Annotated in this window: 22 protein-coding genes; 13 read left to right on the top strand and 9 right to left on the bottom strand. The window is 69.0% G+C overall.

Translation table 11 applies throughout. The annotated features are described in order from the left end of the window. Nucleotides 1-422 precede the first annotated feature (422 nt). The 7 genes from murJ (at nt 423) to ACZ63D_RS15625 (ending at nt 8,228) form a co-directional block, all read left to right on the top strand. Complete coding sequence (gene murJ, locus ACZ63D_RS15655; protein WP_465355554.1) at nt 423-2,201, top strand: murein biosynthesis integral membrane protein MurJ; 1,779 nt, start codon at nt 423-425, stop codon at nt 2,199-2,201. Between the two features lie 79 nt (nt 2,202-2,280). Beyond that, the gene (locus ACZ63D_RS15650) at nt 2,281-3,882 is read left to right on the top strand and encodes a hypothetical protein (protein ID WP_465354995.1); all 1,602 of its coding nucleotides are present in this window, start codon (nt 2,281-2,283) and stop codon (nt 3,880-3,882) included. 31 nt (nt 3,883-3,913) lie between these two features. Continuing rightward, nucleotides 3,914-4,579, top strand: coding sequence for an RNA polymerase sigma factor SigM (sigM, locus tag ACZ63D_RS15645; RefSeq protein WP_465354994.1), 666 nt, complete (start codon nt 3,914-3,916; stop codon nt 4,577-4,579). Continuing rightward, complete coding sequence (locus ACZ63D_RS15640) at nt 4,576-5,373, top strand: hypothetical protein (RefSeq protein ID WP_465354993.1); 798 nt, start codon at nt 4,576-4,578, stop codon at nt 5,371-5,373. Before sigM ends, ACZ63D_RS15640 begins: the two co-directional genes overlap by 4 nt. Nucleotides 5,374-5,467: 94 nt before the next feature. Further along, the gene (gene trxB / locus ACZ63D_RS15635) at nt 5,468-6,460 is read left to right on the top strand and encodes a thioredoxin-disulfide reductase (protein ID WP_465354992.1); all 993 of its coding nucleotides are present in this window, start codon (nt 5,468-5,470) and stop codon (nt 6,458-6,460) included. 28 nt (nt 6,461-6,488) lie between these two features. Next, nucleotides 6,489-6,812, top strand: a complete 324-nt coding sequence (gene trxA, locus ACZ63D_RS15630; RefSeq protein WP_009085330.1) for a thioredoxin — start codon at nt 6,489-6,491, stop codon at nt 6,810-6,812. A 267-nt stretch (nt 6,813-7,079) separates the two neighbouring features. Continuing rightward, nucleotides 7,080-8,228 carry an N-acetylmuramoyl-L-alanine amidase gene (locus ACZ63D_RS15625; protein WP_465354991.1) on the top strand — a complete coding sequence of 383 codons (1,149 nt, stop codon included), beginning with the start codon at nt 7,080-7,082 and terminating at the stop codon, nt 8,226-8,228. A gap of 800 nt (nt 8,229-9,028) precedes the next feature. Here ACZ63D_RS15625 and ACZ63D_RS15620 read toward each other — a convergent pair. Beyond that, nucleotides 9,029-9,673, bottom strand: a complete 645-nt coding sequence (locus ACZ63D_RS15620) for a GNAT family N-acetyltransferase (RefSeq protein ID WP_465354990.1) — start codon at nt 9,671-9,673, stop codon at nt 9,029-9,031. Nucleotides 9,674-9,855: 182 nt separating this feature from the next. Here ACZ63D_RS15620 and ACZ63D_RS15615 point away from each other — a divergent pair, with 182 nt between their 5' ends. Together ACZ63D_RS15615 and ACZ63D_RS15610 are read left to right on the top strand one after the other, a co-directional pair. Continuing rightward, nucleotides 9,856-11,175 (top strand): aminotransferase-like domain-containing protein, encoded by a 1,320-nt coding sequence (locus tag ACZ63D_RS15615; protein ID WP_465354989.1) that lies wholly within the window; start codon nt 9,856-9,858, stop codon nt 11,173-11,175. Nucleotides 11,176-11,205: 30 nt separating this feature from the next. Further along, nucleotides 11,206-12,156 (top strand): D-alanine--D-alanine ligase family protein, encoded by a 951-nt coding sequence (locus ACZ63D_RS15610; RefSeq protein WP_009085339.1) that lies wholly within the window; start codon nt 11,206-11,208, stop codon nt 12,154-12,156. Nucleotides 12,157-12,287: 131 nt separating this feature from the next. Here the strand turns inward: ACZ63D_RS15610 and ACZ63D_RS15605 are convergent, their stop codons facing one another. From ACZ63D_RS15605 to rpmH, 8 genes are all read right to left on the bottom strand, one after another. Continuing rightward, nucleotides 12,288-13,301 (bottom strand): ParB/RepB/Spo0J family partition protein, encoded by a 1,014-nt coding sequence (locus ACZ63D_RS15605; protein ID WP_465354988.1) that lies wholly within the window; start codon nt 13,299-13,301, stop codon nt 12,288-12,290. Then, the gene (locus ACZ63D_RS15600; RefSeq protein ID WP_465354987.1) at nt 13,298-14,221 is read right to left on the bottom strand and encodes a ParA family protein; all 924 of its coding nucleotides are present in this window, start codon (nt 14,219-14,221) and stop codon (nt 13,298-13,300) included. Before ACZ63D_RS15600 ends, ACZ63D_RS15605 begins: the two co-directional genes overlap by 4 nt. 86 nt (nt 14,222-14,307) lie before the next feature. Beyond that, nucleotides 14,308-14,988: a 16S rRNA (guanine(527)-N(7))-methyltransferase RsmG gene (rsmG, locus tag ACZ63D_RS15595; protein WP_465354986.1), complete on the bottom strand. Its 681-nt coding sequence runs from the start codon at nt 14,986-14,988 to the stop codon at nt 14,308-14,310. A 721-nt stretch (nt 14,989-15,709) separates the two neighbouring features. Further along, on the bottom strand, nt 15,710-16,249 hold the full coding sequence (locus tag ACZ63D_RS15590; RefSeq protein WP_465354985.1) for a Jag family protein: 540 nt from the start codon (nt 16,247-16,249) through the stop codon (nt 15,710-15,712). Between the two features lie 28 nt (nt 16,250-16,277). Beyond that, complete coding sequence (gene yidC / locus ACZ63D_RS15585; protein WP_465354984.1) at nt 16,278-17,423, bottom strand: membrane protein insertase YidC; 1,146 nt, start codon at nt 17,421-17,423, stop codon at nt 16,278-16,280. 4 nt (nt 17,424-17,427) lie between these two features. Continuing rightward, a complete protein-coding gene (gene yidD, locus ACZ63D_RS15580) occupies nt 17,428-17,754 on the bottom strand; it encodes a membrane protein insertion efficiency factor YidD (RefSeq protein ID WP_465354983.1) in 327 nt (108 codons plus the stop codon). 6 nt (nt 17,755-17,760) lie between these two features. Beyond that, entirely contained in the window at nt 17,761-18,192 is a 432-nt protein-coding gene (rnpA, locus tag ACZ63D_RS15575) for a ribonuclease P protein component (protein ID WP_452075455.1), read from the bottom strand. A 22-nt stretch (nt 18,193-18,214) separates the two neighbouring features. Then, the gene (gene rpmH, locus ACZ63D_RS15570) at nt 18,215-18,358 is read right to left on the bottom strand and encodes a 50S ribosomal protein L34 (RefSeq protein WP_037363527.1); all 144 of its coding nucleotides are present in this window, start codon (nt 18,356-18,358) and stop codon (nt 18,215-18,217) included. Nucleotides 18,359-18,957: 599 nt separating this feature from the next. Here rpmH and dnaA point away from each other — a divergent pair. From dnaA to recF, 4 genes are all read left to right on the top strand, one after another. Continuing rightward, on the top strand, nt 18,958-20,643 hold the full coding sequence (dnaA, locus tag ACZ63D_RS15565; protein WP_465355553.1) for a chromosomal replication initiator protein DnaA: 1,686 nt from the start codon (nt 18,958-18,960) through the stop codon (nt 20,641-20,643). Between the two features lie 907 nt (nt 20,644-21,550). Beyond that, complete coding sequence (dnaN, locus tag ACZ63D_RS15560; RefSeq protein ID WP_037809143.1) at nt 21,551-22,684, top strand: DNA polymerase III subunit beta; 1,134 nt, start codon at nt 21,551-21,553, stop codon at nt 22,682-22,684. 47 nt (nt 22,685-22,731) lie between these two features. Next, a complete protein-coding gene (gene gnd, locus ACZ63D_RS15555; RefSeq protein ID WP_465354982.1) occupies nt 22,732-23,622 on the top strand; it encodes a phosphogluconate dehydrogenase (NAD(+)-dependent, decarboxylating) in 891 nt (296 codons plus the stop codon). 17 nt (nt 23,623-23,639) lie between these two features. Then, nucleotides 23,640-24,794, top strand: coding sequence for a DNA replication/repair protein RecF (recF, locus tag ACZ63D_RS15550; RefSeq protein WP_465354981.1), 1,155 nt, complete (start codon nt 23,640-23,642; stop codon nt 24,792-24,794). Nucleotides 24,795-24,812 lie beyond the last annotated feature (18 nt).

Raw genomic sequence — 24,812 nt, 5'->3', positions numbered from 1 at the left:
CGTTGCCGGACGACCGGCCGCCCGCCGACCGGGCGCCTGCCGATCGAGCCCAGCCGCGCCGGATCGATCCGCGCGGCGGGGAACCTCGCGATCCCCGGGAGCGCGCGCCACGCCGCGTGCCGCCGCCGAACGGCCAGCAGCGTCCGGCCCCGACCAGGGCTGCCATGCCGCCAGTGCGCAGGCCGCCTCCGCCGAGGCCGTCCGGGCCGCCGTCCGGACCACAGCAACTCCCGCCTTCGGGTCCACAACCGCTTCCGCCGTCAGGTCCGCAGCCGCTCCCGCCGGTGAACCAGCCGCCCAACCGCGGCCAGCTTCCGCAGCCGACGCCGCCGCCCGCGAACGTGCCGGGGCCGCAGCCGCCGGTGCACCGCGGCCGCGGCCCGCGTCCGGGCGCGCCGATCCGGCCGTGGCAGGAAGAAGCGATGCGGGATCCGGACGCCACCCGGTTCATCCCGCGCACCGCGGGCGTCCCGCTGGCGGCTCCCTCGCGCTGGCCGACCGCCGACCCGGACGTGCTGCGCCCGTACGACGCGCTGGCCACCCAGGTCATGCCGCGGATCAAGGACGCGCCGCTCGCGCGTCCGGCCGAGGCTCCCGAGCAGCCGAAGGACGAGGGTCCCTCGGTCGCCAAGGCGTCCGGCCGGATGGCGATCGCGTCGCTGATCAGCCGGATCACCGGGTTCCTGTGGAAGGTGCTGCTGGTCGCGGCGATCGGCGACGGGATCGCGACCGACTCGTTCAACGTCGCGAACACGATGCCGAACATCATCTTCGAACTGCTGCTCGGCGGCGTGCTCACCAGTGTGGTGGTTCCGCTCCTGGTGCGTTCGCAGGACGATCCGGACCACGGCCAGGCCTACGCGCAACGGCTGCTGACCACCGGCATCACCGTCCTGCTCATCGGCACGGTGATCGCGGTGCTCGCGGCACCGGCGTTCACTTCGCTGTACATCGATTCGTCCGGACAGGCGAGCGCGGGCCTGACCACGGCGTTCGCCTACCTGCTGCTGCCGGAGATCTTCTTCTACGGCGTGTTCGCGCTGGTCTCGGCGATGCTGAACGCCAAGCATGTGTTCGGGCCGACCGCCTGGGCCCCGGTGATCAACAACCTGGTGGTCATCTTCACCATCCTCGTGGTGTGGCTGATGCCCGGTTCGATCGACACCGGCCATCCGTCGATCACCGACCCGAAGGTGCTCACGCTCGGCCTCGGCGTCACCGGCGGCATCGCCGCGCAGGCGCTCATGCTGATCCCGCCGCTGCTGCGGTCGGGCTTCCGCCCCCGCTGGCGGTGGGGCCTCGACAGCCGGATGAAGGAATTCGGTGGTCTGGCGCTGTGGGTCGTCGGCTACGTCGCGGTCAGCCAGGTCGGCCTCACGATCACGACCCGCGTGCTCACCAAGGGCACCTCGGGCGGGGTCACCGCTTACAACTACGCGTGGCTGCTGTTCCAGCTTCCCTACGGCGTGCTCGGGGTTTCGCTGCTGACCGCGATCATGCCGCGGCTGAGCCGCGCCGCCGCCGATGGCGACACGAAGAAGCTGGTCAGCGACCTGTCCTACGCGTCTCGGATCTCGACGGTGACCCTCGTGCCGATCTCCGCGGTGATGACCATCGTTGGCTCGTCGATGGGCGTCGCGCTGTTCGCGCTGGGCAAGGGCTCCCTGGGAGGTGCCGAGCGGATGGGCCAGGCGCTGGCGATCACGGCGTTCGCGCTGCTGCCGTACGCGCTGGTGATGCTCCAGATGCGGGTGTTCTACGCGATGAAGGACGCCCGCACGCCGACGTTGATCATGATCGTGATGACGCTGGTCAAGGTGCCGCTGCTGTTCCTGTGCCCGGTGCTGCTGAACCCGGAGAACATCGTGCTCGGCGTGATGATGGTGAACGCGCTGACCTACGTCATCGGCGCGATGCTCGGCCAGGTCTGGCTGTGGGTGACGCTCGGCAACCTGCGCAGCAAGCGGGTGATCGGGGTGATCCTGTTCACGGTCGTGGCGAGCGTCCTCGGGGTCGCCGCCGCGTGGGTCGTCGGGCTCATCGTGCCCTCGTCGCTCAGTCCGGTTCCGCACGCCTGGATCAAGCTTGTCCTGCAGGGAATCGTCGGAATCGTGGTCTCGTTCGGCGTGCTCATGGCCCTCAAGGTGGAGGAGCTGAAGCCCGTAACATCGAGATTCACCCGATTGATCAAGCGCGGGTAACGATTGATTCACGACTCGCGACGCTTCTACGGCTGATGATCCGGGTACCCTCGGTGCCGGGAGCGAAGCGGGAGAGAGCGTGGACACGAGACGAAGCGAGCAGGCGGGGGACGCCGCGGGCATACGCGCCCGGGGCGGATCGCTCGCGCCCGGGCGCGTCGTAGGGGACGGCCGGTATCGCCTGCTTGCCCAGTTCGGGGTAGACGAGCGAGCCGCCGCGCACCTCTGGCGCGCACGGGACGGACAGCTCAAACGAGACGTCGCACTGACGCTGCTGGTCGGCGATCCTGCCGATCCGGAGGCGGCCCGGCAGGCGCGGCGCACCCTGGAACGGGCCGCGCACGCGTCGAAGTTCGGGCACGGCGGCGTGGCCCGGGTGCTGGACGTGCTCAGCCTCGGCAGCGGCGTCACCTCCAGCGAGGGACTGCTCGGCGTCGTGGTGGCGGAGTGGACCAAGGGCAGCGACCTGGTGGACCTGGTCGCGCAGCGCCCGGTGGCCCCCGCCGCGGCCGCGCGGATGGTGCAGGCGCTCGCCGAAGCGGTCGACCACGCCCACCAGAACGGCCTCGTCCTCGGCCTCGACCACCCGCAGCGGCTGCGGCTCACACCAGGCGGCGCGCTCAAGCTCGCCTTCCCCGGTCCGCTGCCGGAAGCCACCCTCCGCGACGACGTCAAGGCGCTCGGCGCGGTCTTGTATCTGCTGCTCACCGGACGCTGGGCGCTGCCAGGCGGACCTCCCGCGATCCCCGCGGCACCGCTCACCCCGCAGGGGCACGTGGTGCCGCCGCGGTCGCTGGTGCCCGCGGTGCCGCCGGAGCTGTCCTCGCTGGCCGTGCGCACGATCGAGGACGGCGGGGCCGGTGGCATCCGCACCAGTTCGGCCATCCTGCGCGTGCTCGGCCAGGTCGCCGAGCAGGAGGAACGCACCCAGCTGATCAACGCGGTCGGCAAGGAAGACCCGGCGGCCGACGCCGACGGCACGATCTGGACCACGAAGAAGCCGGTGAAGGACGTCGCGCGGCGGCGGAAGCTGGCCTTCGGCGTCACCGTGCTGGTGGTCGCCACCGTGGTGATCCTCGCGTGGGGCGGGCTGATGCTGATCAACCTGTTCCAGGGCGACGGAAAGCCGACCGGTCCGACCATCAACGTCGCGGCCCCGCCGAGCAGTTCGGCCCCGGCCAAACCGGGCAACCCGGCCCCGCCGCCGGCGAACCAGCAGCCCGCGGGCCCGAAGATCGGCGATCCGGTGGCCCCGAAGTCGGCCTCGGTCTACAACCCGCAGGGCTCCGGCGACAACCCGGGCCGGGCGAAGAACACGATCGACGGCGACCCGGGCACGATCTGGAAGACCGATCAGTACCAGCAGCAGCTCCCCTCGCTGAAACCCGGCGTCGGGATCGCGGTCTCGTTCGACAACCCGGTGAACCTCGCGCAGGTGAAGATCAGCGCGAACAGCCCGGGCACGAAGGTCGAGATCCGGTCGGCGGACAGCAAGAACCCGCAGCTCGACGACACCAAGGTGGTCGGAAGCGGCGATCTGAACGGGCCGGACACCACGATCACGCTGCAGCAGCCGACGCAAAGCCAGTACTTCATCGTCTGGATCACCCAGCTGGGCGACAACGGCGGCGACGGCTTCCTGACCCAGATCGGAGAACTGAGCTTCCTGCCTGCGGCGTGACCTGCGATCGCGACTCAGTAGGCTCTGCCGGGTGACGGCTGCAGCTCCCACGGATGCGGATCTGATCGCGGCACACGCCGCGGGCGATCCGCATGCGTTCAGTGAACTGGTCCGGCGGCATCGAGACCGCATGTGGGCGGTAGCGCTGCGCACGCTGCGCGATCCGGAAGAGGCGGCGGACGCGCTGCAGGAGGCGTTCATCTCGGCCTTCCGCGCGGCGGGCAAATTCCGCGCGGAGTCGCAGGTCACGACCTGGCTGCACCGGATCGTGGTGAACGCCTGCCTCGACCGGATCCGGCGAAGGCAGGTCCGGCCGACCGTGCCGCTGCCGGAGACCGGGGAGTTCAACGAACCGGCCGCGCCCGGCGATTCGATGGCGGAGAAGGAAACCAGCCTCCTGGTCCGCAAGGCGCTCGACGAACTGCCCGAGGATCAGCGCGCGCCGATCCTGCTCGTCGACGTCGAGGGCTATTCGGTGGCCGAGACCGCGAAAATGCTCGGCATCGCCGAGGGCACGGTGAAGAGCCGATGCGCGCGCGGGCGGGGAAAACTCGCGAAGGTTCTCGGGCATCTGCGGAACCCGGACGGGGGTGGCGACGTCCCAACTAACGAAAGCAAACGCAAGCACGCCACTTCGGAGGAGTCCCGGAGTGCCGGGCGGGCCCAGCGCTCGCCGGGGAACGGGGAGGGACGATGACGGACGAGAGCCGGGGGGCAGGCGGAACCATCGGGCCGCCCTGGTCTGTCGACCTGCTCGCCGACCTCCACGCCGGGGTCCTCGACGACCGGGAGGCAGCGCAGCTGTGGCCGCGGGTGAACGCGGATCCGGAGGCGCGCGCGATCATCGACGCCCTCGAAGCGACCACCGCCGACCTATCCGCGCTCGCCGCGGAACCGGCCCCGCCGATGCCCGCCGAGTTCGCGGCCCGGCTCGACGCCGCGCTCGCCGCGGAGTCGGCGGCCCGGCAGGAGGCGACGTTTCCGGCGGCCGCACCGGAACCCGCTGAGCAGCAGGTCGCGCCGGTGGTGGACCTGTCTGCGGCGCGGAAGCGGCGGAACCGGCAGCTCGGCTGGGGCGCGGGGATCCTGACCGCCGCCGCGGCCGCCGCGGTGGCCATCACGCTGACCGTGCCCAGTGCGACCAAGACGGACACGTCCGGCGTCGCCGCGCCCGCACCGTCCGCGGTAGGCGGCCCGACCGTCGGCAGCGACGGCAGCGGGGCGGAAGCTCTGCTCGGCGGTGGCCTCGGCGTGCGGAACTACGGCCCGCTGCAGGACGCGAAGCGGTTCGACGCCTGTGTCGCCGCGGCCGGGATGGATCCGGCGGTGCGGCCCACAGGCGTGCGGCCGGTGACCGTCGAGGGCAAGCCGGGGGTGGTGGCGATTTACACCACCGGCAAGCTCGCGCAGTTCCGGCTGGTCGCGTTCGGCGCGGACTGCGGGCCGGGGAACCCGGACAAGCTGTTCGACAAGGTCGTCGGCAAGAAGTAGCGCCCGGACGTAGCGGGCGTCACCGCCGGGAACACCTCCACCTACGATCGTGTTGAGCCTGGAGCACAGGTCATGACGAGCGGAGGGTTGACGGGTGGCTGCCGAGGAAATCAGGAACCTGATCGTCGTCGGGTCGGGTCCTGCCGGTTACACCGCAGCGGTCTACGCGGCGCGCGCACAGCTCGAACCGCTGGTGTTCGAGGGCACGCAGTTCGGCGGCGCGCTGATGACCACCACCGAGGTCGAGAACTTCCCGGGTTTCCGCGACGGGATCCAGGGCCCGGACCTGATGGAGGAGATGCGCAAGCAGGCCGAACGGTTCGGCGCCGAGCTGCGCGCGGAGGACGTCGAGTCGCTTGAGCTGACCGGCGACGTGAAGTACGTCGTCGCGAACGGCAAGCGCTATGCCGCGCGCGCGGTCATCCTCGCCATGGGCGCCGCCGCGCGGTACTTGAAGGTGCCGGGCGAGCAGGAGCTGCTCGGCCGCGGCGTGTCCGCCTGTGCGACCTGTGACGGTTTCTTCTTCCGCGACCACGACATCGCGGTGGCCGGCGGCGGCGACTCGGCGATGGAGGAGGCGACCTTCCTGACGAAGTTCGCCAAGTCCGTGACCATCGTGCACCGCCGCGACGAGTTCCGGGCGTCGAAGATCATGCTGGAGCGCGCTCGCGCGAACGACAAGATCAAGTGGCAGCTGAACTCGCAGATCACCGGCGTCGAGGGCGACGGGACGGTGTCCGGGTTGAAGGTGCGCGACACGAAGTCCGGCGAGGAGAAGACGCTCGACGTGACCGGGTTCTTCGTCGCGATCGGCCACGATCCGCGCAGCGAACTGGTGCGCGGGCAGGTGGACGTGGACGAGGACGGTTATGTGCTCACGCAGGGCCGCACGTCCTACACGAACCTGCCCGGCGTGTTCGCCGCTGGCGACCTGGTGGACCGCACCTACCGGCAGGCGATCACCGCGGCCGGTTCCGGCTGCAGCGCGGCGATCGACGCGGAACGATGGCTCGCGGAGCACGGCGAGGCCGAGGCGAACGAGGCACCGGAACTGGTCGGCGGCGGCTACGGCGCCGGCGAGCACTGACTTTCCCACCGAGTTGAAGGAGCAAGCGATGTCCGAACCCGTGAAGGTGACCGACAAGTCGTTCGTGGACGACGTCCTGACCAGCGAGAAGCCCGTTCTCGTCGATTTCTGGGCGACCTGGTGCGGACCGTGCAAGATGGTCGCCCCGGTGCTCGAGGAGATCGCGAAGGAAAACGGCGACAAGATCACGGTCGCCAAGCTCGACATCGACGAGAACCCGAACACGGCGCGTGACTATCAGGTGATGTCGATTCCGACGCTGATCCTGTTCCAGGGCGGCAAGCCGGTGAAGCAGATCGTGGGCGCGAAGCCGAAGGCCGCGCTGCTGTCCGATCTCGCCGACGTGCTCTGAGCGGTCCACCTGCTGAGAACCCGGGCCAGCGACGATCGACTCGCCGGCCCGGGTTCTCGCACGTTCGGGAACCACCCGCGCGGGGGTGTGCGCGCAGGTGCACCCGGCGTGTCCGGCGGCCGGAGCCCCACCCGCCGGTGGCGCACCGACCGGGCCTGCGTCCTTACCGAGAGTTCACAGGGCACAATAGGTGCCTGGGTACACCCCTACCCGGGTTTCTGTTTCGCATCGAGCCGGTTTCGGTGCCTGAGGAAGAGCGAGGAGTGCATGCGGGTACTCCGCCGCGGTGACGCCGGTCCCGACGTCGCCGAGATCAGGTCGATCCTTGCCGGGATGGATCTGCTCCCGCCGGTGGCGGGGACCGAGCGGTACAACACGTTCGACGTCGCGGTGGAGCAGGCCGTGCGCGCGTTCCAGCAGCGCCGTGGGCTCATCACCGACGGCGTAGTGGGCCCAGCGACGTACCAGGCGCTCAAGGGCGCGAGCTATCACCTCGGGAGCCGCCCGCTCCAGTACCTTTTGTCGGCGCCGGTGCACGGCGACGACGTTTTCACTCTTCAGGAGCGGCTCACCGAACTGGGCTTCGACGCGGGCCGCCCGGACGGGTATTTCGGTCCGCAGACCGAGCGCGCCCTGCGCACGTTCCAGCGCGACATGCGGCTGACGTCCGACGGCATCTGCGGCCCGGCCACCATCCGCGAACTGCACCGCCTGTCGTCGCCGCGCGCCCGCGGCGGCCGCCCGGTCTTCCTGCGCGAGCAGGAGCAGGTGCGCCAGGCTGGCCCGCGCCTGCGCGGCAAGCGCATCGTGATCGACCCGGGCCACGGCGGCGAGGACCTCGGTGTCGTCGCCGGCGGCCTGCGCGAAGCGGACATCGCCTGGGACCTGGCGCGGCGGCTCGAAGGCCGGATGCAGGCCACCGGCATGGAGGCCCTGATCAGCCGGGGCCCGAACCACAGCCCCACCGATTTCGAACGCGCCCGGTTCGCCAACGACGCCGGCGCGGACCTGTTCCTGTCCCTGCACAACGACGGCAACCCGTCGCCGCGCGCGCAGGGCGTGGCGAGCTTCCACTTCGGCACCGGCAACGGCACCACGTCCACGGTCGGCGAACTGCTGGCCGGCTTCATCCAGCGCGAGGTCGCCGCCCGCACGGGCCTGCTGGACTGCCGCACGCACTACAAGACGTGGGAAATCTTCACCCGCACCCGCTGCCCCGCGGTCCGCGTGGAAATCGGCTACCTGACCAACCCGGACGACGCCGCCCGCCTGGCCGACCCCGCCTTCCGCGACGTCGTGGCCGAGGGCATCCTCATCGCGGTGAAGCGCCTCTACCTCCTCGGCGAAGGCGACCAGCCGACCGGCACCTTCACCTTCGCCGACGTCCTGGCCCACGAACTGGCCAAGGCCGAATAGCTCTCCCCGCACCAGTACGCCCCCCTGATTCACCCCGCCCCGGCCTTTCCCCACCGAATCCGGCCCAGGGCTCCCTCCCGCACGCCCCAACCCGCCGCAGCCCCTCTCAGTGCGCTGTTTTTCCCGCGCCTGTTTACCTGTGCTGACCAGACCTTCACCCCAGCCGATCACTACTCACCGTCACCACCGGCCGCATTGCCCCCAGGCGGATACCCGCAACTCCGGCCACGCCCACCGGCGGCCCCTCTCGCCCCTTTACGGCTCCCTTCGACGCCGAATATCCGGAGCCACCACACCGCTTAACCGGCGCCACAAGAACTTGCGCCCCACTGCTCCACCATCCACCACACCTGGGGGCAACCCCCGCCCTCACCGGGGGGCGTCCCCAGATCCATTCTATCCATCCACAGCTTTTCCACGGCCTCTATCTGCAATCTGTGGATAACTTGGGTGTTCTTCCACAGTTGTGCACACCTACCGGGAGTGGGTGTTTTCCCCTCGCAGCAGAGGTGGTATGGGCCCCTTGAAGAGGGTCGAGCGGGGGGTTGGCTGACGTGGGCGCGCGGAAGGGGAACCACCGGGCTGACCTCGATTGATGCGGTTCGAGCCGGGGCGAAAGAGGGTGGATTACGGCAAGCGTCGGGCAAGCTGGCAAGCGGGGGTGGCCGGGGGATCGATACAGAGAGTGACGGCCGAGCCGAGGTGGAGCCGGGAGTTGTGGACCGCGCAGAGCGAGTCGACAGGGTCGTTCATGGTGGGTGTCCGCGAGGTCATTCTGGCTGATCTGGCGGGCGAGAAAATCAGGCGCGGCCGAGGCTCGGTTCCGCGGTCGTGATGGTCACCTGGCCGAGCAGGCGCTCCAGCGCCGCTTCGACGTCTTCCTTCCAGGTGATCGCCGAGCGCAGTTCCAGGCGCAGCCGCGGGTACTTCGGGTGCGGGCGCACCGTTTTGAAGCCGACGCTCTGCAGGAACGCGGCGGGCAGCACGCACGAGTGCTGGCCCAGCGGGTCCTCGTCGTCGGGGGTGGCGTCGCCGAAGGCTTCGATCGCGCGGACGCCGCGTTTGGTCAGGTCCTTCGCCACGGCCTGCACCAGCATCCGGCCGAGGCCGCCACCGCGGAATTCCGGCAGGACCTGGAAAGCGGTGAGCAGGACGGCGTCGGCGCTGGGCGGCGACGTCGGGAAGGCGAGCGACCGGGGCACCGCGTTCGGCGGAGCATAAAGCACGAAGCCGACCGGCAGGGTGTCGCTGTAGACGATGCGGCCGCAGGAACCCCATTCCAGCAGCACGCTGGACACCCAGGCTTCCTTCTCGACCTCGGTGGAGCCGTACTCCTCGGCTTGCGCCTTCAGGTGCGGCGCGAGCTCCCAGTACACGCACTGCCGGCAGCTCTTGGGCAGATGCTCGAGGTTGTCCAGGGTGACGCCCACCACGCGACGTGACACCTGAAACCTCCCTGGACCCCGCAACTCCGGCCGCGACGCCCGCAAGAGCGCAGGCAGAACCGGAAGAACCACCCCGAGGATAGGCCGATGTGACAAGCGCCGGAAGAGCGGGGAGCCGGAAGAGGCCGCGGTTACACTCGATGGATCTACCAGCAGGTACCCACCGAGCCCTCAGGTGTCCGATGACCGAGAACCGCCCCGCCAAGCCGCAGACCGGCCGCCACAATCTCGACCCGCATCTCGACCGGTACGCGGCACGTACCGCCGGGATGACCGCATCCGAGATTCGCGCGCTTTTCGCAGTGGCGAGCCGGCCGGAGGTCGTTTCGCTCGCCGGCGGCATGCCGAACCTGGCCGCGCTGCCGCTCGACACGCTCTCGGCTCAGGTCGGCGAGATCATCGCCGAGGAAGGGCTCGTCGCCCTGCAGTACGGGTCCGCGCACGGAATTCCCGCGCTGCGTGACCAGATCTGCGAAATCATGGCTCTCGAGGGGATCAAGGCGCACCCCGACGACGTCGTGGTCACCGTCGGTTCCCAGATGGGCCTCGACATGGTGACCCGGCTTTTCTGCGACCCCGGCGACGTCGTGATCGCCGAAGGCCCGTCGTATGTCGGCGCGCTCGGTTCGTTTTCCGCCTATCAGGCGAACGTCGTGCACGTCGCGATGGACGAGCACGGTCTCGTGCCCGAAGGGTTGCGGGAAGCCTTGCGCCAGGCCGAAAAGGCGGGGCAGCGGGTCAAATTCCTTTACACCATCCCGAATTTCCACAACCCGGCTGGCGTTACCCTGTCCGCTGAACGGCGTCCGGAGATCGTCGAGATCTGCCGCGAACACGGTGTGCTGATCATCGAGGACAACCCGTACGGCCTGCTCGGTTTCGACGGCCAGACCTACCCGGCGCTGCGCTCCCTCGACCCGGACAACGTCGTGTACCTCGGTTCGTTCTCGAAAACGTTCGCCTCCGGGCTGCGCGTCGGCTGGGTGCTCGCGCCGCACGCGGTGCGCGAAAAGCTTGTGCTGGCAGCGGAATCCGCGACACTGTGCCCGCCGACCTTCAACCAGATGATCGTCTCGCGCTATCTCGCGACGCACGACTGGAAGGGCCAGATCAAGAAGTTCCGGGAGAACTACCGCGAACGCCGCGACGCGATGTTGTCGGCACTGCAACAGTATTTGCCGCCTGGCTGCTCCTGGACCAATCCCGACGGCGGCTTCTACGTATGGGTCACCGTGCCGGAAGGCGTTGACACCAAAGCGATGTTGCCGCGCGCGGTCACCGCTCGGGTGGCCTACGCGTCCGGCACCGGGTTCTACGCCGACGGTTTCGGCTCCCGCCAGATGCGGTTGTCGTACTGCTATCCGACCCCGGAGCGCATCCGCGAGGGCGTGCGCCGGCTCGCCGCGGTCCTTGAGTCCGAAATGGACCTCAGCCGCACCTTCGGTAGCGTGAAGGCGCGCACCATCCCGGGGCCCGAGACCCCGTCTCCGGACACGGTCTGACCGGCCCAGCAACACTAAGGAGTTCCCACGGTGGTCGACCGTACCGTTGCCGTGCTCGCCGGCGGGCTTTCCCACGAACGCGACGTCTCGCTTCGCTCCGGGCGCAGGCTGTCCGCCGCGCTGCGGGCTGAGGGCCTGACGGTGGAGGAGTGGGACACCGACGCCGGGCTGCTGGAGCGGCTGCGCACACAGCGTCCGGACGCGGTTGTCGTCGCCCTGCACGGCGGCGAGGGCGAGAACGGCTCAGTGCAGACCGTGCTGGAAATGCTCGACGTGCCATTCGTCGGCACCCACTCGCAGGGTTGCCGCCGCGCCTGGGACAAGCCGACCGCGAAGGCGTTCGTGCAGCAGGCCGGGTTCTCGACGCCGGACTGGATTGTGTTGCCGCACAGTACCTTCCGTGAGCTGGGTGCCCAGTCGGTGCTCGACGCGATGGTCGAGCGGCTTGGCCTGCCGCTGATCCTCAAGCCGGATCAGGGCGGGTCCGCGCTTGGCACGCAGGTGGTTCGCGAAGCGGCGGAGCTGCCCGCGGCGATGGTCGGCTGCTTCGCGTACGGCGACACCGTGCTCGCGGAACGGTTCGTGGATGGCGTTGAAGTGGCCGTCACGGTCATCGAAGGGGAGAACGGGGCCGAGGCCCTGCCCGCGGTGGAGATCGTGCCGGAGAGCGGCGTCTACGACTACACCGCTCGCTACACCGCGGGTCTTACCGACTTCTTCACCCCAGCCCGAATCTCCGACGAAGCCGCGAAGGCGGTCAGCGAACTCGCCGTCGGCGCGCACCGGTGGCTCGGGCTCCGCGACATCTCGCGCACCGACGCGGTGATCACCCCCGATGGGGGAGTCCACTTCCTCGAAGTGAACCTCTCGCCGGGTCTCACCGAAACGTCGACGGTGCCGATGGCGGTCGAAGCCGCCGGCACCACCCTCGGTTCAGTTTTCGCGGATCTCGTCGCGCGCGCCGTCGCCCGCGCGAACTGAACGACTCAGGCGGACGGGGCGGGCGGCGGTCCGCCGCCCTTCCCCGCGCCGGTTTTCCGGCGGCCACTCCGGGTGACCACGGCCGTTTCGATCCGCAATCATCACCGTGACGAAACGACCCTGGGTGATCCCTAATCGGTTTCGTCGGTCTGATTCGCCGATTTTTCCCCGGAATTCGCGTCGATGATCCCGACGATCCGCTCAAGATCGTCCACCGATCCGAACTCGAGAACGATGCGTCCCTTGCGCCGGCCGAGGTCGACCTTCACCCGGGTGTCGAATCGATCGGACAGCCGGTTCGCGAGTTCCTGCAATCCGGGTGCCTGAATCGGCTTGCGGGGAGCGGCCTTCTGCTTGGTCGGCTTCTCGCTCTTCTTCAGCGTGACGGCTTCTTCGGTGGCGCGCACCGACATGCCCTCGGCGACGATCCGAGCCGCCAGTTCTTCCTGGCTGTCCGGATCCTCCAACGACAGCAGCGCCCGCGCGTGCCCAGCGGACAGGACTCCGGCGGCCACTCGCCGCTGCACGGGGAGGGGCAGTTTGAGCAGCCGGATGGTGTTCGTGATGACCGGACGGCTGCGGCCGATGCGCCCCGCCAGCTCCTCGTGCGTCACCGCGAACTCGTCGAGCAACTGTTGATAGGCCGCCGCTTCCTCGAGCGGGTTCAGCTGCACGCGGTGGATGTTCTCCAGCAGCGCGTCCCGCAGCATCGACTCGTCGGCGGTCTGCCGCACGATCGCCGGAATCGCTTCGAGCTCCGCTTGCTGCGAGGCCCGCAACCGGCGCTCGCCCATGACGAGCTCGTACTCGTCCTCGCCGAGTTCGCGGACGACGATCGGCTGCATGAGCCCGAACTCGCGGATCGAGTGCTCGAGTTCGGCGAGCGCTTCCTCGTCGAAAACCTGACGGGGCTGCTTCGGGTTCGGCTTGACCGAGCTGACCGGGATCTCGCGGTACACCGCTCCGGCGACCTCGCCGCCCGCGACCTGGCCCGCCGCGCCGTTCGCCGCGAACCAGCCCTTGTCCTCGCGTGCCGCGTTCTCCGCGGACGTGCTGGCCTCGGTCGCGGCCGGAGGAGGCGTCGCCGGTCCGGTCGGGATCAGGGCCGCCAGTCCGCGGCCGAGCCCTCCTCTGCGCTCAGTCATGTGGTGCTGCTCCTCTCCTTCACACCCCGCTCGGCGATCTCCTTCGCCGCGTCGAGATAGCTCATGGCACCGCGTGAACCGGGGTCGTAGGCGAGGACGGTCTGGCCGTAGCCAGGTGCCTCGGACACCTTCACGCTGCGCGGGATGACGGTCTTCAGCACCGTGTCGCCGAAGTGGTTCCGGACCTCGTTGGTCACCTGGTCGGCCAGTTTGGTGCGTCCGTCGTACATGGTGAGCAGAATCGTCGACACGCTGAGTTCGCGGTTGAGGTGCTGCTGCACGAGTTCGATGTTGCTGAGGAGTTGCCCGAGACCTTCGAGTGCGTAGTACTCGCACTGGATCGGGATGAGCACTTCCTGCGCGGCCACCATCGCGTTGACGGTCAGCAGACCGAGCGAGGGCGGGCAGTCGATGAAGACGTAGTCGACGCCGAGCTGATCGAGCGCCCCCGACGACAGAGCCTCCTTGAGCCGCGTCTCACGGTTCGCCATGGAGACAAGTTCGATCTCGGCACCGGCGAGGTCGATCGTCGCGGGCACGCAGTACAGGTTGGGGGACTGCTCGCTCTGCGCCGCGGCCTCGGCGATCGAGACCTCGCCGATGAGCACCTCATAGATGGAGGGCGTCCCGGAGCGGTGGTCGATGTCGAGCGCGGTACTGGCGTTGCCCTGCGGGTCGAGGTCGATCACCAAGGTTTTCAGCCCGTGCACCGCGAGCGCTGCGGCCAGGTTGACGGTGCTGGTCGTCTTGCCGACCCCGCCCTTCTGGTTGGCGACGGTGAGCACGCGACGGCGAGACGGGCGGGGGAGCACCCCTTCCTTGGGGTGGAGCACGCTCGCGGCGCGAACGGCTTCTTCAGCGATCGGCGTCCAGCCCATCTCCTGGCTGGCCTCCGCGGAGTCGGACGGCGGGGGATTCACCGGTCTCGACACCTCCTCCTGGTAGACGATTCGGGGACGTGCGCACCGCGTTGTTTCACGTGGAACGGCGCGGCTCTTGTCGTTCGCTAGCTCCGCCTGCCGCGTGGCCGGTTCGGCTTCGGCGGCAGGCGACGGATCAGGACCACCGTGCTGGGGACTTCGAGTACTGCCTTCCCGCATTCCGCGACTTGTGGTTCGGCACCACCGGCCTTGCGTACCGCGTCGCGGTCACGGGAGATCTCTTCGGCGGCGCTGGCTCCCTTGAGGGCAACCAGTCGACCTTCGGGACGAACCAGGGGAAGGCACCAGCCCGCGAGCCGAGCAAGAGGGGCGACCGCGCGGGCGGTGACGACGTCTGCGCCACCCAGCTGCTCGCGTACGGACCGCTCCTCGGCGCGTCCACGGACGATGGTGATCGGGAGTTCCAGCTTCTCGGCGACCTCGGCCAACCAGTCAACCCGGCGAGCCATGGGTTCCAGGAGCACGATATCGAGGTCCGGTCGAGCGATCGCCAGCGGTACTCCCGGAAGCCCGGCCCCCGATCCGACGTCGACCACGCGCGCCTCGGACGGGATCTGCTCACCGATCACCGCGGAGTTCAGCACGTGCCGCTCCCAGAGCCGGTCCACCTCCCGCGGTCCGATCAACCCTCGCTCGACCCCATGAGTCGCCAGCAGCTCCACATACCCGGCGGCTTGCTCGACGCGCTCGCCGAACACCTCCACCGCCGCGGTCCGGACCGTGCCGGTGGCGCCGTCCAAGCTCACTACTCCCACTCCTCGCTCCGCGCGTTTCACGTGAAACGCGCCCGCTTGATTGTCCCTGATGGCGACGCCAAATCGAGCCGACAGACCGCACCTGTGGACAACTCCACTCAAGACGTCGAGTGATCCACAGGTGGTTTCACGTGAAACTCGATCGCACGGGGAGAGCTGCAGCGGGTTTCACGTGAAACGCCACGCTTGTAATTCGCCTCGGCGTACCGGGTGCCACTCGCGATCGAAAGCCGCGCCCACCCGGACTCATCGAAAGCGGGGCCCGCGCGAGCTCGGGCACCGATGGCGCATTCGAGTGCGGGGTGGATGCTGCAGGTTTCAGATGCGGTGCCGATCCGGGTGGCCTGGCCCGCCAGGCCGTCACCGAATCAGATCTGCATGCGACAGAGGACAAAGTCATACCGGGCTCGGCGACCACAGCGCCTTGATCAGAAACCACGAAAAGGTAACCAGAGGAGCGGAACGTCGTCGCCAACGGAGAACAGAGGGCGCGGCAATGCCTGGAAGCTGACCTGCTCGACGAAGTCACCATCGAACAGGGGCACGGTCCTCTTCGGTGAAGCCGCCTGAGCGCGGTTTCAGGGAGCAACCGCGATGGTCGGAACGCGCCGGTAACCGAGTCAGGCGACGGGCATAAAAGAAGCGGGCCACCGGAGTGATTCCGGTGGGCCGCTTCGGCTCAGTGCTCAGCGCGTCCAACTGCTCCGAGGGCTCAGTCCTCGGGGAAGATCACCACGCGACGCTTCGGGTCCTCGCCCTCGCTCTCGCTCGTGACGCCCTTGACCGTCGCGACCGCGTCGTGGACGACCTTGCGTTCGAACGGGCTCATCGGCTGCAGCCGCACCCGCTCGCCGCTCGACAGCACCGACTCGGCGGTGGACCGGCCGAGCTCGCGGAGCTCCTCGCGGCGGTCCGCGCGCCAGCCGGCGATGTCCAGCATCAGCCGGCTGCGCGAGCCGGTCTCCTGCTGGACCGCGAGGCGGGTCAGCTCCTGCAGCGCTTCGAGCACCGTGCCGCGCGGGCCGACCAGCTTCTCCAGGTCGTCGCCGCCGTCGATGCTGACGATCGCGCGGCCGGCTTCGACGTCCAGGTCGATGTCGCCGTCGTAGTCGAGCAGGTCCAGCAGCCGCTCGAGGTAGTCGCCGGCGATGTCGCCCTCTTGCACGAGGGCGTCGTCTCCGCTCACCTTCGGCTCGGCCGAAGCGCTGGTCTCTTCCTGATCGGCGTCGATCGTGTCGACCGTCTCCGACATCTTTAGTCTCCTCTCCGAACCCGAAGCGTCAGCGACGCTTCCGGCCCGACTTCCTGTTCGAGTCCTTGAGGAGTCCGGGCACCCCGGTGCCGTTCTCCTTCGATCCGTTCTGGGTCGACGTCTGCTCCGGCGCGCTCTCCGCCGCTCCGTCCGTCTTCTTCTCGGAGGCAGTGGCACCACCGGACTTGGCGGCGGACGCGGTCTGCGCGAAGCCGTGCGCCGAACCGGCCTTGGTCACCTTGCCCTGCTGACCCTGCTGCTGGTTCTTCTTCTGCTGCACCGGCTTCTGGCCGACCTTCGGCGCGGTCGGCTTCTGGCCCGGCTTCGGGCCGAGCGACGCGCGCTTCTCGGCGGCTTCGGCCTTGCGGGCCGCCTCTTCCTTGTCGATCTTCGTGTAGACGAGGCGCTGCTGCATGAGCGTCCAGCCGTTGTTCGCCAGCCAGTAGAAGAGCAGGCCGAGCGGGAAGAAGGCACCGAAGACAAGCACACCGAGCGGGAAGACGTACATGGTGAGCTTGTTCATGATCGCGGTCTGCGGGGTGCCCGCGGCCGAGGCGTTCTGCCGGGAGACCGAGTGCCGCGCGGTGAGGTGCGTCGCGATCGAGGCGATGATCATCAGCGGCAGCGCGACCGGGAGGACCTCCCAGTGCCAGCCGCCGTTCGCGACGTGCCCGGCGACGGCGCCGACGCCGTTGTTGACGGCCTCGCCCAGGTTGACGCCGAAGAGCTTCGCGCTGACGTAGGAATTCACGTCGTGCGCGTTGAAGAAGTAGTTCTCGGTCTTCGGACCGCCGTTCGCCGGCCCCATGGTGAACGCGCGCAGCACGTGGTTCAGGCCGATGAAGACCGGGATCTGCAGGATCATCGGAAGACAGCTGCCGAGCGGGTTGACGCCGTGCTCGCGCTGGAGCTTCTGCATCTCCTGCGCCTGGCGCTGCCGGTCGTTCGCGTACTTCTTCTGGATCTTCTTCATTTCCGGCGCGAAGTCTTGCATCTTCTTCATCGACCGGACCTGGTTCACGAACGGCTTGAACATGATGCCGCGGACGGTGAACGTCAGGAAGATGATGCCGAGGATCCACGAGATCGCGGTCGCTTCCCCGAACACGAACCCGAAGACCTTGTGCCAACACCACAAGATGAAGGACACGGGGTAGTAGATGAAATCGAGCACTGAGCTACTCCTCGATCGGTGTTTCAGGCGTGCGGTGCCGCCACGAGAACTTCTCGGGCACCGGGTCGCGGCCGGGCGGGGTCCACGGGCCGCAGCGAAGCAGCCGGCGCAGCGCGAGATAGGAGCCCTTGGCCGCGCCGTGGCGGGTCAGGGCTTCGACTGCGTACGCGCTGCAGCTCGGGTAGAACCGGCAGGCCGGAGGAAGGAAGGGCGAAATCGCCTTGCGGTAGAACCGCACGGGGAGGAGCAGCACCCACGCGACCGGACCCGGCCGGGGCGGCAACTCGTCCTCAGGTACTTCGGTGGTGCTGTGTTCGGAGGTGGCGTCCATGGCCGTTTACACCGCTGATCCGTGGTCGGGTGCCGCGTCCTGCTGACGCGGCTGCCGGGGAGCATCGGCCCGGGCCGGACGGCCGGACGGCGCGAGGCCGAGCCGGCGCAGCGCGGCGTCGAGATCCGCGCCGAGCTCCGCGCTCGACGCGGACGCGGCCGGAGGCAATGCCCGTACCACCAACGAGCTGCCCGCGGGCAGTGTTCCGAGACGCGCGGAAACGAGGTGCCGCAACCGCCGGGTCACCCGGTGGCGCACCACCGAGTTCCCGACGGCCTTGCTCACCACAAAACCCGCCCTGGCCGCGAACGAAGCGGCCACGGACGGGTCCGTGGTCAACGCATGGACGACGAGGCGGCGCCTGCCGGCTCGGGACCCCCGGCGGAGGACGACCCGGAAGTCCTCGCTCCGCCGCAGACGTGCGCCAGCGGGCAGCACGACGCGGTCGCGCGGAGCCGGATCAGGCGGACAGCTCGGCGCGGCCCTTGCGACGGCGTGCCGCGAGGATCGCCCGGCCCGCACGGGTCCGCATGCGCAGGCGGAAACCGTGGGTCTTCGCGCGACGACGGTTGTTCGGCTGGAAGGTGCGCTTGCCCTTGCTCACTGCTTCTCCTGTGTCTCGGCCGTCGGGCGACGGCGGATTCCCCGGCGCCCGGCGTGTCGTGCGGGTCGCACGGAAGTTCGTGCTGTCTCCTACCACCGGGTGGCCTCGTCACGACGAGCGACGACATACGTAGGCACGCGAAACGCACCCGTCGCATACGGGAGACCTTACGAGGGTACGCACCCCGGTCGTGAACGCCGCAGGCGCCCCTCCGCCACCCTCGGCGACCGACCGGCCAGACTGCTCTCCCGGCACGGCGCGGCACCGAATGGCAACACGCCGTACACCGTGAAATGCTTGCGCAGCACCACGTCTTGTGGCATCGAGCAGGGCTTGTTAGCGTGCCTCTCTCGACCTCCGGGCAGGACTGACGCGCCTCGCTGGCGCCGGGGGCGTGGAGGCGCCCGGGGAGGTACGCCGAGCCCGCAGGGGGCGTGGCTGCGGACGGCCGTACATTAGTGCACAGCTGTGGACAACTTTGTGGATATCGCTGTGCCGTCGCGCGGGTGAGTCCGGACCGCGTGCTCGAGGCGAGCGTCCAGGACGTGCTCGGGGTGGTCCGAGGCGTGCGCGCCGACGAGGGGAGGGGAGTCAGACCGGTGTCGGAGCACCAGCACAATCTGGGCGTCATCTGGGAGCAGGTGGTGCGGGAGCTGTCCGACGGCACCCTCTCCCCGCAGCAACGGGCCTGGATGCGGGTGACCCGGCCGATCGGCCTCCTCGACGGCACCGCGCTGCTCGCCGCGCCGAGCGATTTCGCGAAGGAAGCCATCGAACGCGCGTTGCGCACCTCGATCACCGAAGCGCTGTCCCGGCGGCTCGGCCGTCCGGTGTCGCTCGCGGTGAAGGTCGACAGCACTGAGCCGGTCGCCCCGGCCCCCCGCTATCCGGCGTCACCCGCCCGGGTGGAAAACGATGTCCCCCGCCCGGAGCCGGTGCCGCAGCCGAGTCCGCACACCGAGAACGGCCACGCCGACCACGTGCGCGCGGAGCGTCCGAAGCCGATGCCGCCGCCGCGCCGTCCGCAGGTCGAGGCGGCCGGTCTTCCTCCGGCGCGCGTCGACCCGCCGCCTCCCCCGCCGCCGCAACAGCAGCCGGTGCACCCGGGCCTGGACGACGTCGAGGACCCGGACGAGGAAGTCGACGAAGAGGGCGAGGCGCTCGCCACCGCCAACGAGATCTGGCCCCGGTTCGCCGGCCAGCCGATCGCGGGACAGCCCTACACCGCGCCCGCGCAGCCGCAGACGTCGAAGACGAAGCTGAACGAGAAGTACAACTTCGACACCTTCGTGATCGGCGCCTCCAACCGCTTCGCGCACGCCGCCGCGGTCGCCGTCGCCGAGGCGCCTGCCCGGGCGTACAACCCGCTCTTCATCTGGGGCGAGTCCGGGCTCGGCAAGACGCACCTGCTGCACGCCGTCGGGCACTACGCGCAGCGGCTGTTCCCCGGCATGCGCGTGCGCTACGTCTCGACCGAAGAGTTCACGAACGACTTCATCAACTCGCTGCGAGACGACCGCAAGGTCGCCTTCCAGCGGCGTTATCGCGATGTCGACATCCTGCTGGTGGACGACATCCAGTTCCTGGAGGGCAAGGAAGGCACCCAGGAGGAGTTCTTCCACACCTTCAACACGCTGCACAACCAGAACAAGCAGATCGTGGTCAGCTCCGACCGGCCGCCCAAGCGGCTGGAAACGCTGGAGGACCGGCTGCGGACGCGGTTCGAATGGGGCCTGATCACCGACATCCAGCCGCCTGAGCTGGAAACCCGGATCGCGATCCTCCGCAAGAAGGCGGCGCAGGACCGGCTCGCGGTGCCCGGCGACGTGCTGGAGTTCATCGCGTCGCGGGTCGAGGCGAACATCCGCGAGCTGGAGGGGGCGCTGATCCGCGTCACCGCGTTCGCGTCGCTCAACCAGCAGCCGGTGGAAGTCGGGCTCGCCGAGATCGTGCTCCGCGATCTGATCCCGGATTCGCACACGCCGGAGATCACCGCACCGACGATCATGGGCGTCACGGCCGAGTTCTTCGACGTGACGCTCGACGAGCTGTGCGGCCCGGGCAAGACGAAGGCGCTCGCCACGGCCCGCCAGATCGCGATGTACCTCTGCCGCGAGCTGACCGAGATGTCGCTGCCGAAGATCGGGCAGACCTTCGGCGGCCGCGACCACACGACCGTCATGCACGCGGACAAGAAGATCCGCAAGGAGATGGCCGAGCGCCGGCGGATTTACGACCAGGTGCAAGAGCTGACGTCGCGGATAAAGCAGCGTGCACGGCAGTAGCCGACTGCCGCGTTTGGACACTCGCTTGTAGACACTGACCTTCTCGAAAGGACGCCACGGAGTCACCGTGGCGTCCTTTTTTGTTGCCATGACTGGCTTCGCGCACGAAGCGTGCGTACGTACGGCTGTGCGAGTGAAGGCGCGTACGCCGATCCGTGTATCCACAGACGTCCACAGGCTGTGTACAGAGAATTTCTCAAACTCATTGATACACAAGGGGTTTTCCCCAGGGTGTGCGCAGTTTGCCCACAGTGCCAACAGATCTCAGAGCTGCGGCGACCCGGATTTGCTCCACACCCCGCCCACACCGAATCCACAGGTTGTCCCCAGGGTTGTCCACGCGGATTCCCCAGGTTGCCCACAGGTGATCCACAACTGTGGGTCGTCACTCACCAGGGCGATCCCGGCCGCTTCGGCTGCCCCCAGAGCCTGGGTACAACTCGCCCTGAACCTGGGGACAACCTTGGGGACAACTGGGGACAACTGTGGATGAATCGGGGAGGGCTCGAAACCATCCACGGATCGCCCGAACCATCCACCGATCCGCCACCAGGGCTGCCCACAGGCCGCCGCACGCTACGACCAGCGAGAACGGGCTCTGTCCACACAATCCACAACACCTATTACTGCTACTGGTTTTTCATCTCTTCTAAGAAAGAACAGAACAAAAACAGGCGGAGGAGGAAACTGGGGACAAGCCGAGATTCGTGTCGTCTTGTCGACAAAGTGAAGGGGAGGCCGAGGTGACGGCGACCCCGGCGACGGCCTAACGTGGATGTCTGCAGCTGGTCCGTTCCCGCGCGGGGCGGACCGGACCGGCGGGGACCCGGTCGCACGCGGTGCTCACGACCGGTACCCGGCGACCCCTTCACGAGCCGAGGGGCTCGGCTGTCGAAAGGAAGCGCGCATGAAGATCCGCGTCGAGCGCGACGGGCTCGCCGACGCCGTCGCGTGGGTGGCCAGAAGCCTCCCCTCCCGGCCTCCGGTGCCGGTGCTGGGCGGTGTTCTCCTCGACGCGGGCGCGGACGGGGAGTCCGACGCGCTCACGGTCTCCGGCTTCGACTACGAGGTCTCGGCCACGGTCGGCGTGCCCGCGACCATCGCCGACGGCGGACGGCTGCTCGTCTCCGGCCGACTGCTGGCCGACATCACCAAGGCGCTGCCCGCGCAGCCGGTGGAAATCTCCGTCGACGGCGCCCGCGCCACCATCACCTGCGGCAGCGCCCGGTTCAGCCTCCCGACCATGCCGGTCGAGGACTACCCGCAGCTGCCGTCGCAGCCCGCGCACGCGGGCGAGCTCACCGGTGACGTCTTCGGCCAGGCGGTCACCCAGGTCGCCACCGCGGCCGGCAAGGACGACACGCTTCCCATGCTCACCGGCATGCGGCTGGAGATCTCCGGCGAGACGCTCACCCTCGTCGCCACCGACCGGTTCCGGCTCGCCATGCGCGAGTTCACCTGGAAGCCGGCCGAGGGCCTGTCCGACGCCGCGGTGCTCGTCCCGGCGCGCACGCTCGCCGAGGCCGCCAAGACGCTCGGCGGCGCGGGCACCACCGTGCAGCTCGCGCTCGCTTCCGGCGACGGGCTGCTCGGTCTCTCCGGCGCGGGCCGCTACACGACCACCCGGCTGCTCGACGCCGAGTTCCCGCCGTACCGCCAGCTGCTGCCCGCGAACCACACCTCGCGCGCCGTCATCGAGGTCAGCGCGCTCACCGAGTCGATCAAGCGCGTGTCGCTGGTCGCCGAGCGCGGCACCCAGGTGCGGCTCGAGTTCGGCGACGGCTCCCTGCGGCTGTCCGCGGGCGGCGACGACGAAGGCAGCGCCGAAGAGGAACTGCAGGTCGACTACGAGGGCGAGCCGGTCACCATCGCGTTCAACCCCGGCTACCTCGTCGACGGGCTCGGCGCGCTGCACAGCGACCGCGCCGAGCTGACCTTCACCACGCCCAACCGGCCGGCGCTGATCAAGCCAGCCGACGCCGAGGGCAACGTCGTCCCCGGGTATCTCTACCTGCTCATGCCGGTCCGGCTGCCGGGCTGAGCGGCGCGTCCAACCGAGGAAAACCGATCCAATCCAAAGGGGATCTCATGGTTCAGCTGGGTCTCGTCGGCCTGGGCAAGATGGGCTTCAACATGCGCGAGCGGCTGCGTGCCGCCGGGCACGAGGTGGTCGGCTATGACCGCAACCCCGACGTCAGCGACTCGACCTCGCTCGAGGACATGGTCTCCCAGCTGTCCGGTCCGCGCATCGTGTGGATCATGGTCCCGGCGGGCGAGCCGACCCGGCAGACCGTGACCGAGCTCGGGCAGCTGCTGTCCGAGGGCGATCTGGTGATCGACGGCGGGAACTCGAAGTTCACCGACGACAAGCTGAACGCCGACCTGCTCGCGGCGCACGGCGTCGGCTACCTCGACTGCGGCGTCTCCGGCGGCGTGTGGGGCAAGGACAACGGCTACGGCCTGATGGTCGGCGGCGCGGCGTCGGACGTCCAGCGCGCGATGCCGATCTTCGACGCGCTTCGTCCGGAGGGTCCGCGCGAGGAAGGCTTCTCGCACGCTGGCTCGGTCGGTGCCGGGCACTACGCGAAGATGATCCACAACGGCATCGAGTACGGCATCATGCAGGCCTACGCCGAGGGCTTCGAGCTGCTGGAAGCGGCGAAGATCGTCGACGACGTGCCCGCCGTGATCAAGGGCTGGCAGCGCGGCACCGTGGTCCGCTCCTGGCTGCTCGACCTGCTGGTGCGCGCGCTCGACGAGGACCCGGAACTGGACGACCTCGAAGGGTACGTCGAGGACTCCGGCGAGGGCCGCTGGACGCTGGAGGAAGCGGTCAACCACGCGGTTCCGGCCCCGGTTCTGTCGGCCGCGCTGTTCGCCCGGTTCTCCTCGCGGCAGAAGGACTCCGCCGCGATGCGCGCCGTCGCCGCGCTGCGCAACCAGTTCGGCGGGCACGCGGTGAAGAAGGCCGGGAGCTAGCTCCCCGGTCCCCGCCCGTGTATCTGCGACATCTCCAGGTCACCGACTTCCGGTCCTGGCCGCTGGCCGACCTCGCCCTCGAACCGGGGCCGGTCGTGCTCGTCGGCCAGAACGGCCGGGGGAAGACGAACCTGCTCGAAGCGATCGGCTACGTGGCGACCCTCGGTTCGCACCGGGTCGCCACGGACGCCCCGCTCGTCCGTCACGGTTGTGAGCGCGCGCTCGTCCGGGTCGCGGTCGTCAATGAAGACCGCGAGCTGACGGTCGAACTCGAGATCACGCCCGGCCGCGCCAACCGTGCCCGCGTGAATCGCGGCGCGGTCGGAAAACCGCGCGACGTGCTCGGCATTCTGCGTACGGTGCTGTTCTCTCCAGAGGACCTTTCGCTCGTGCGCGGCGATCCGAGTGAACGCCGTCGGTTCATGGACGAACTGCTCGTGCTTCGCGCGCCTCGGTACGCAGGCGTGCGCGCGGACTACGAGAAGGTGCTTAAGCAGCGCAACGCGCTTCTTAAGACTGCGGGCAAACGTCGTACTGGTCGCGAAGATCCGTACGCGCTCTCGACGCTCGATGTGTGGGACGACCATCTCTCGGTGGCTGGCGCGCAGTTGCTGGCGGCACGGTTGAACCTCATCGCAGACCTCGCGCCGTACACGGCCGACGCTTATATGGGAGTCGCGCCCGACTCTCGCCCGGCGAAGATCGCGTACAAGTCTTCGCTCGGCGAAGCGCTTCCACCCTCGTACGGAGTGCCTGGCGGAGAGCGGGCCGAGGCGGAGGTACTGCGCGAACTGCTGTTGAAGGCGTTGGCCGACACGCGGCGGCAGGAACTGGAGCGAGGGATCAGCCTCGTCGGACCGCACCGGGACGAGCTGGAGCTGATCCTCGGTGAAGCACCGGCGAAGGGATACGCGAGCCACGGCGAGTCGTGGTCGTTCGCGCTCGCGTTGCGGCTGGGAAGTTACGAGCTTCTGCGCGCCGAAGCGGGCGAACCGGTCCTGTTGCTGGACGATGTCTTCGCCGAACTCGACCGCAAGCGCCGGGCCCGGCTGGCCGAGGTCTCCGCGGGAGCCGAGCAGGTGCTCATCACCGCGGCGGTGGCCGAGGACGTGCCCGAGGAGCTCGCCGGCGCGAGGTTCACGGTGGCCGACGGGGAGGTGAACCGTGCCTGAACAGCCACGACGACCACG

This window comes from Amycolatopsis sp. NPDC104775, assembly GCF_055583325.1.
This window is presented reverse-complemented; position numbering and strand designations above follow the sequence as displayed.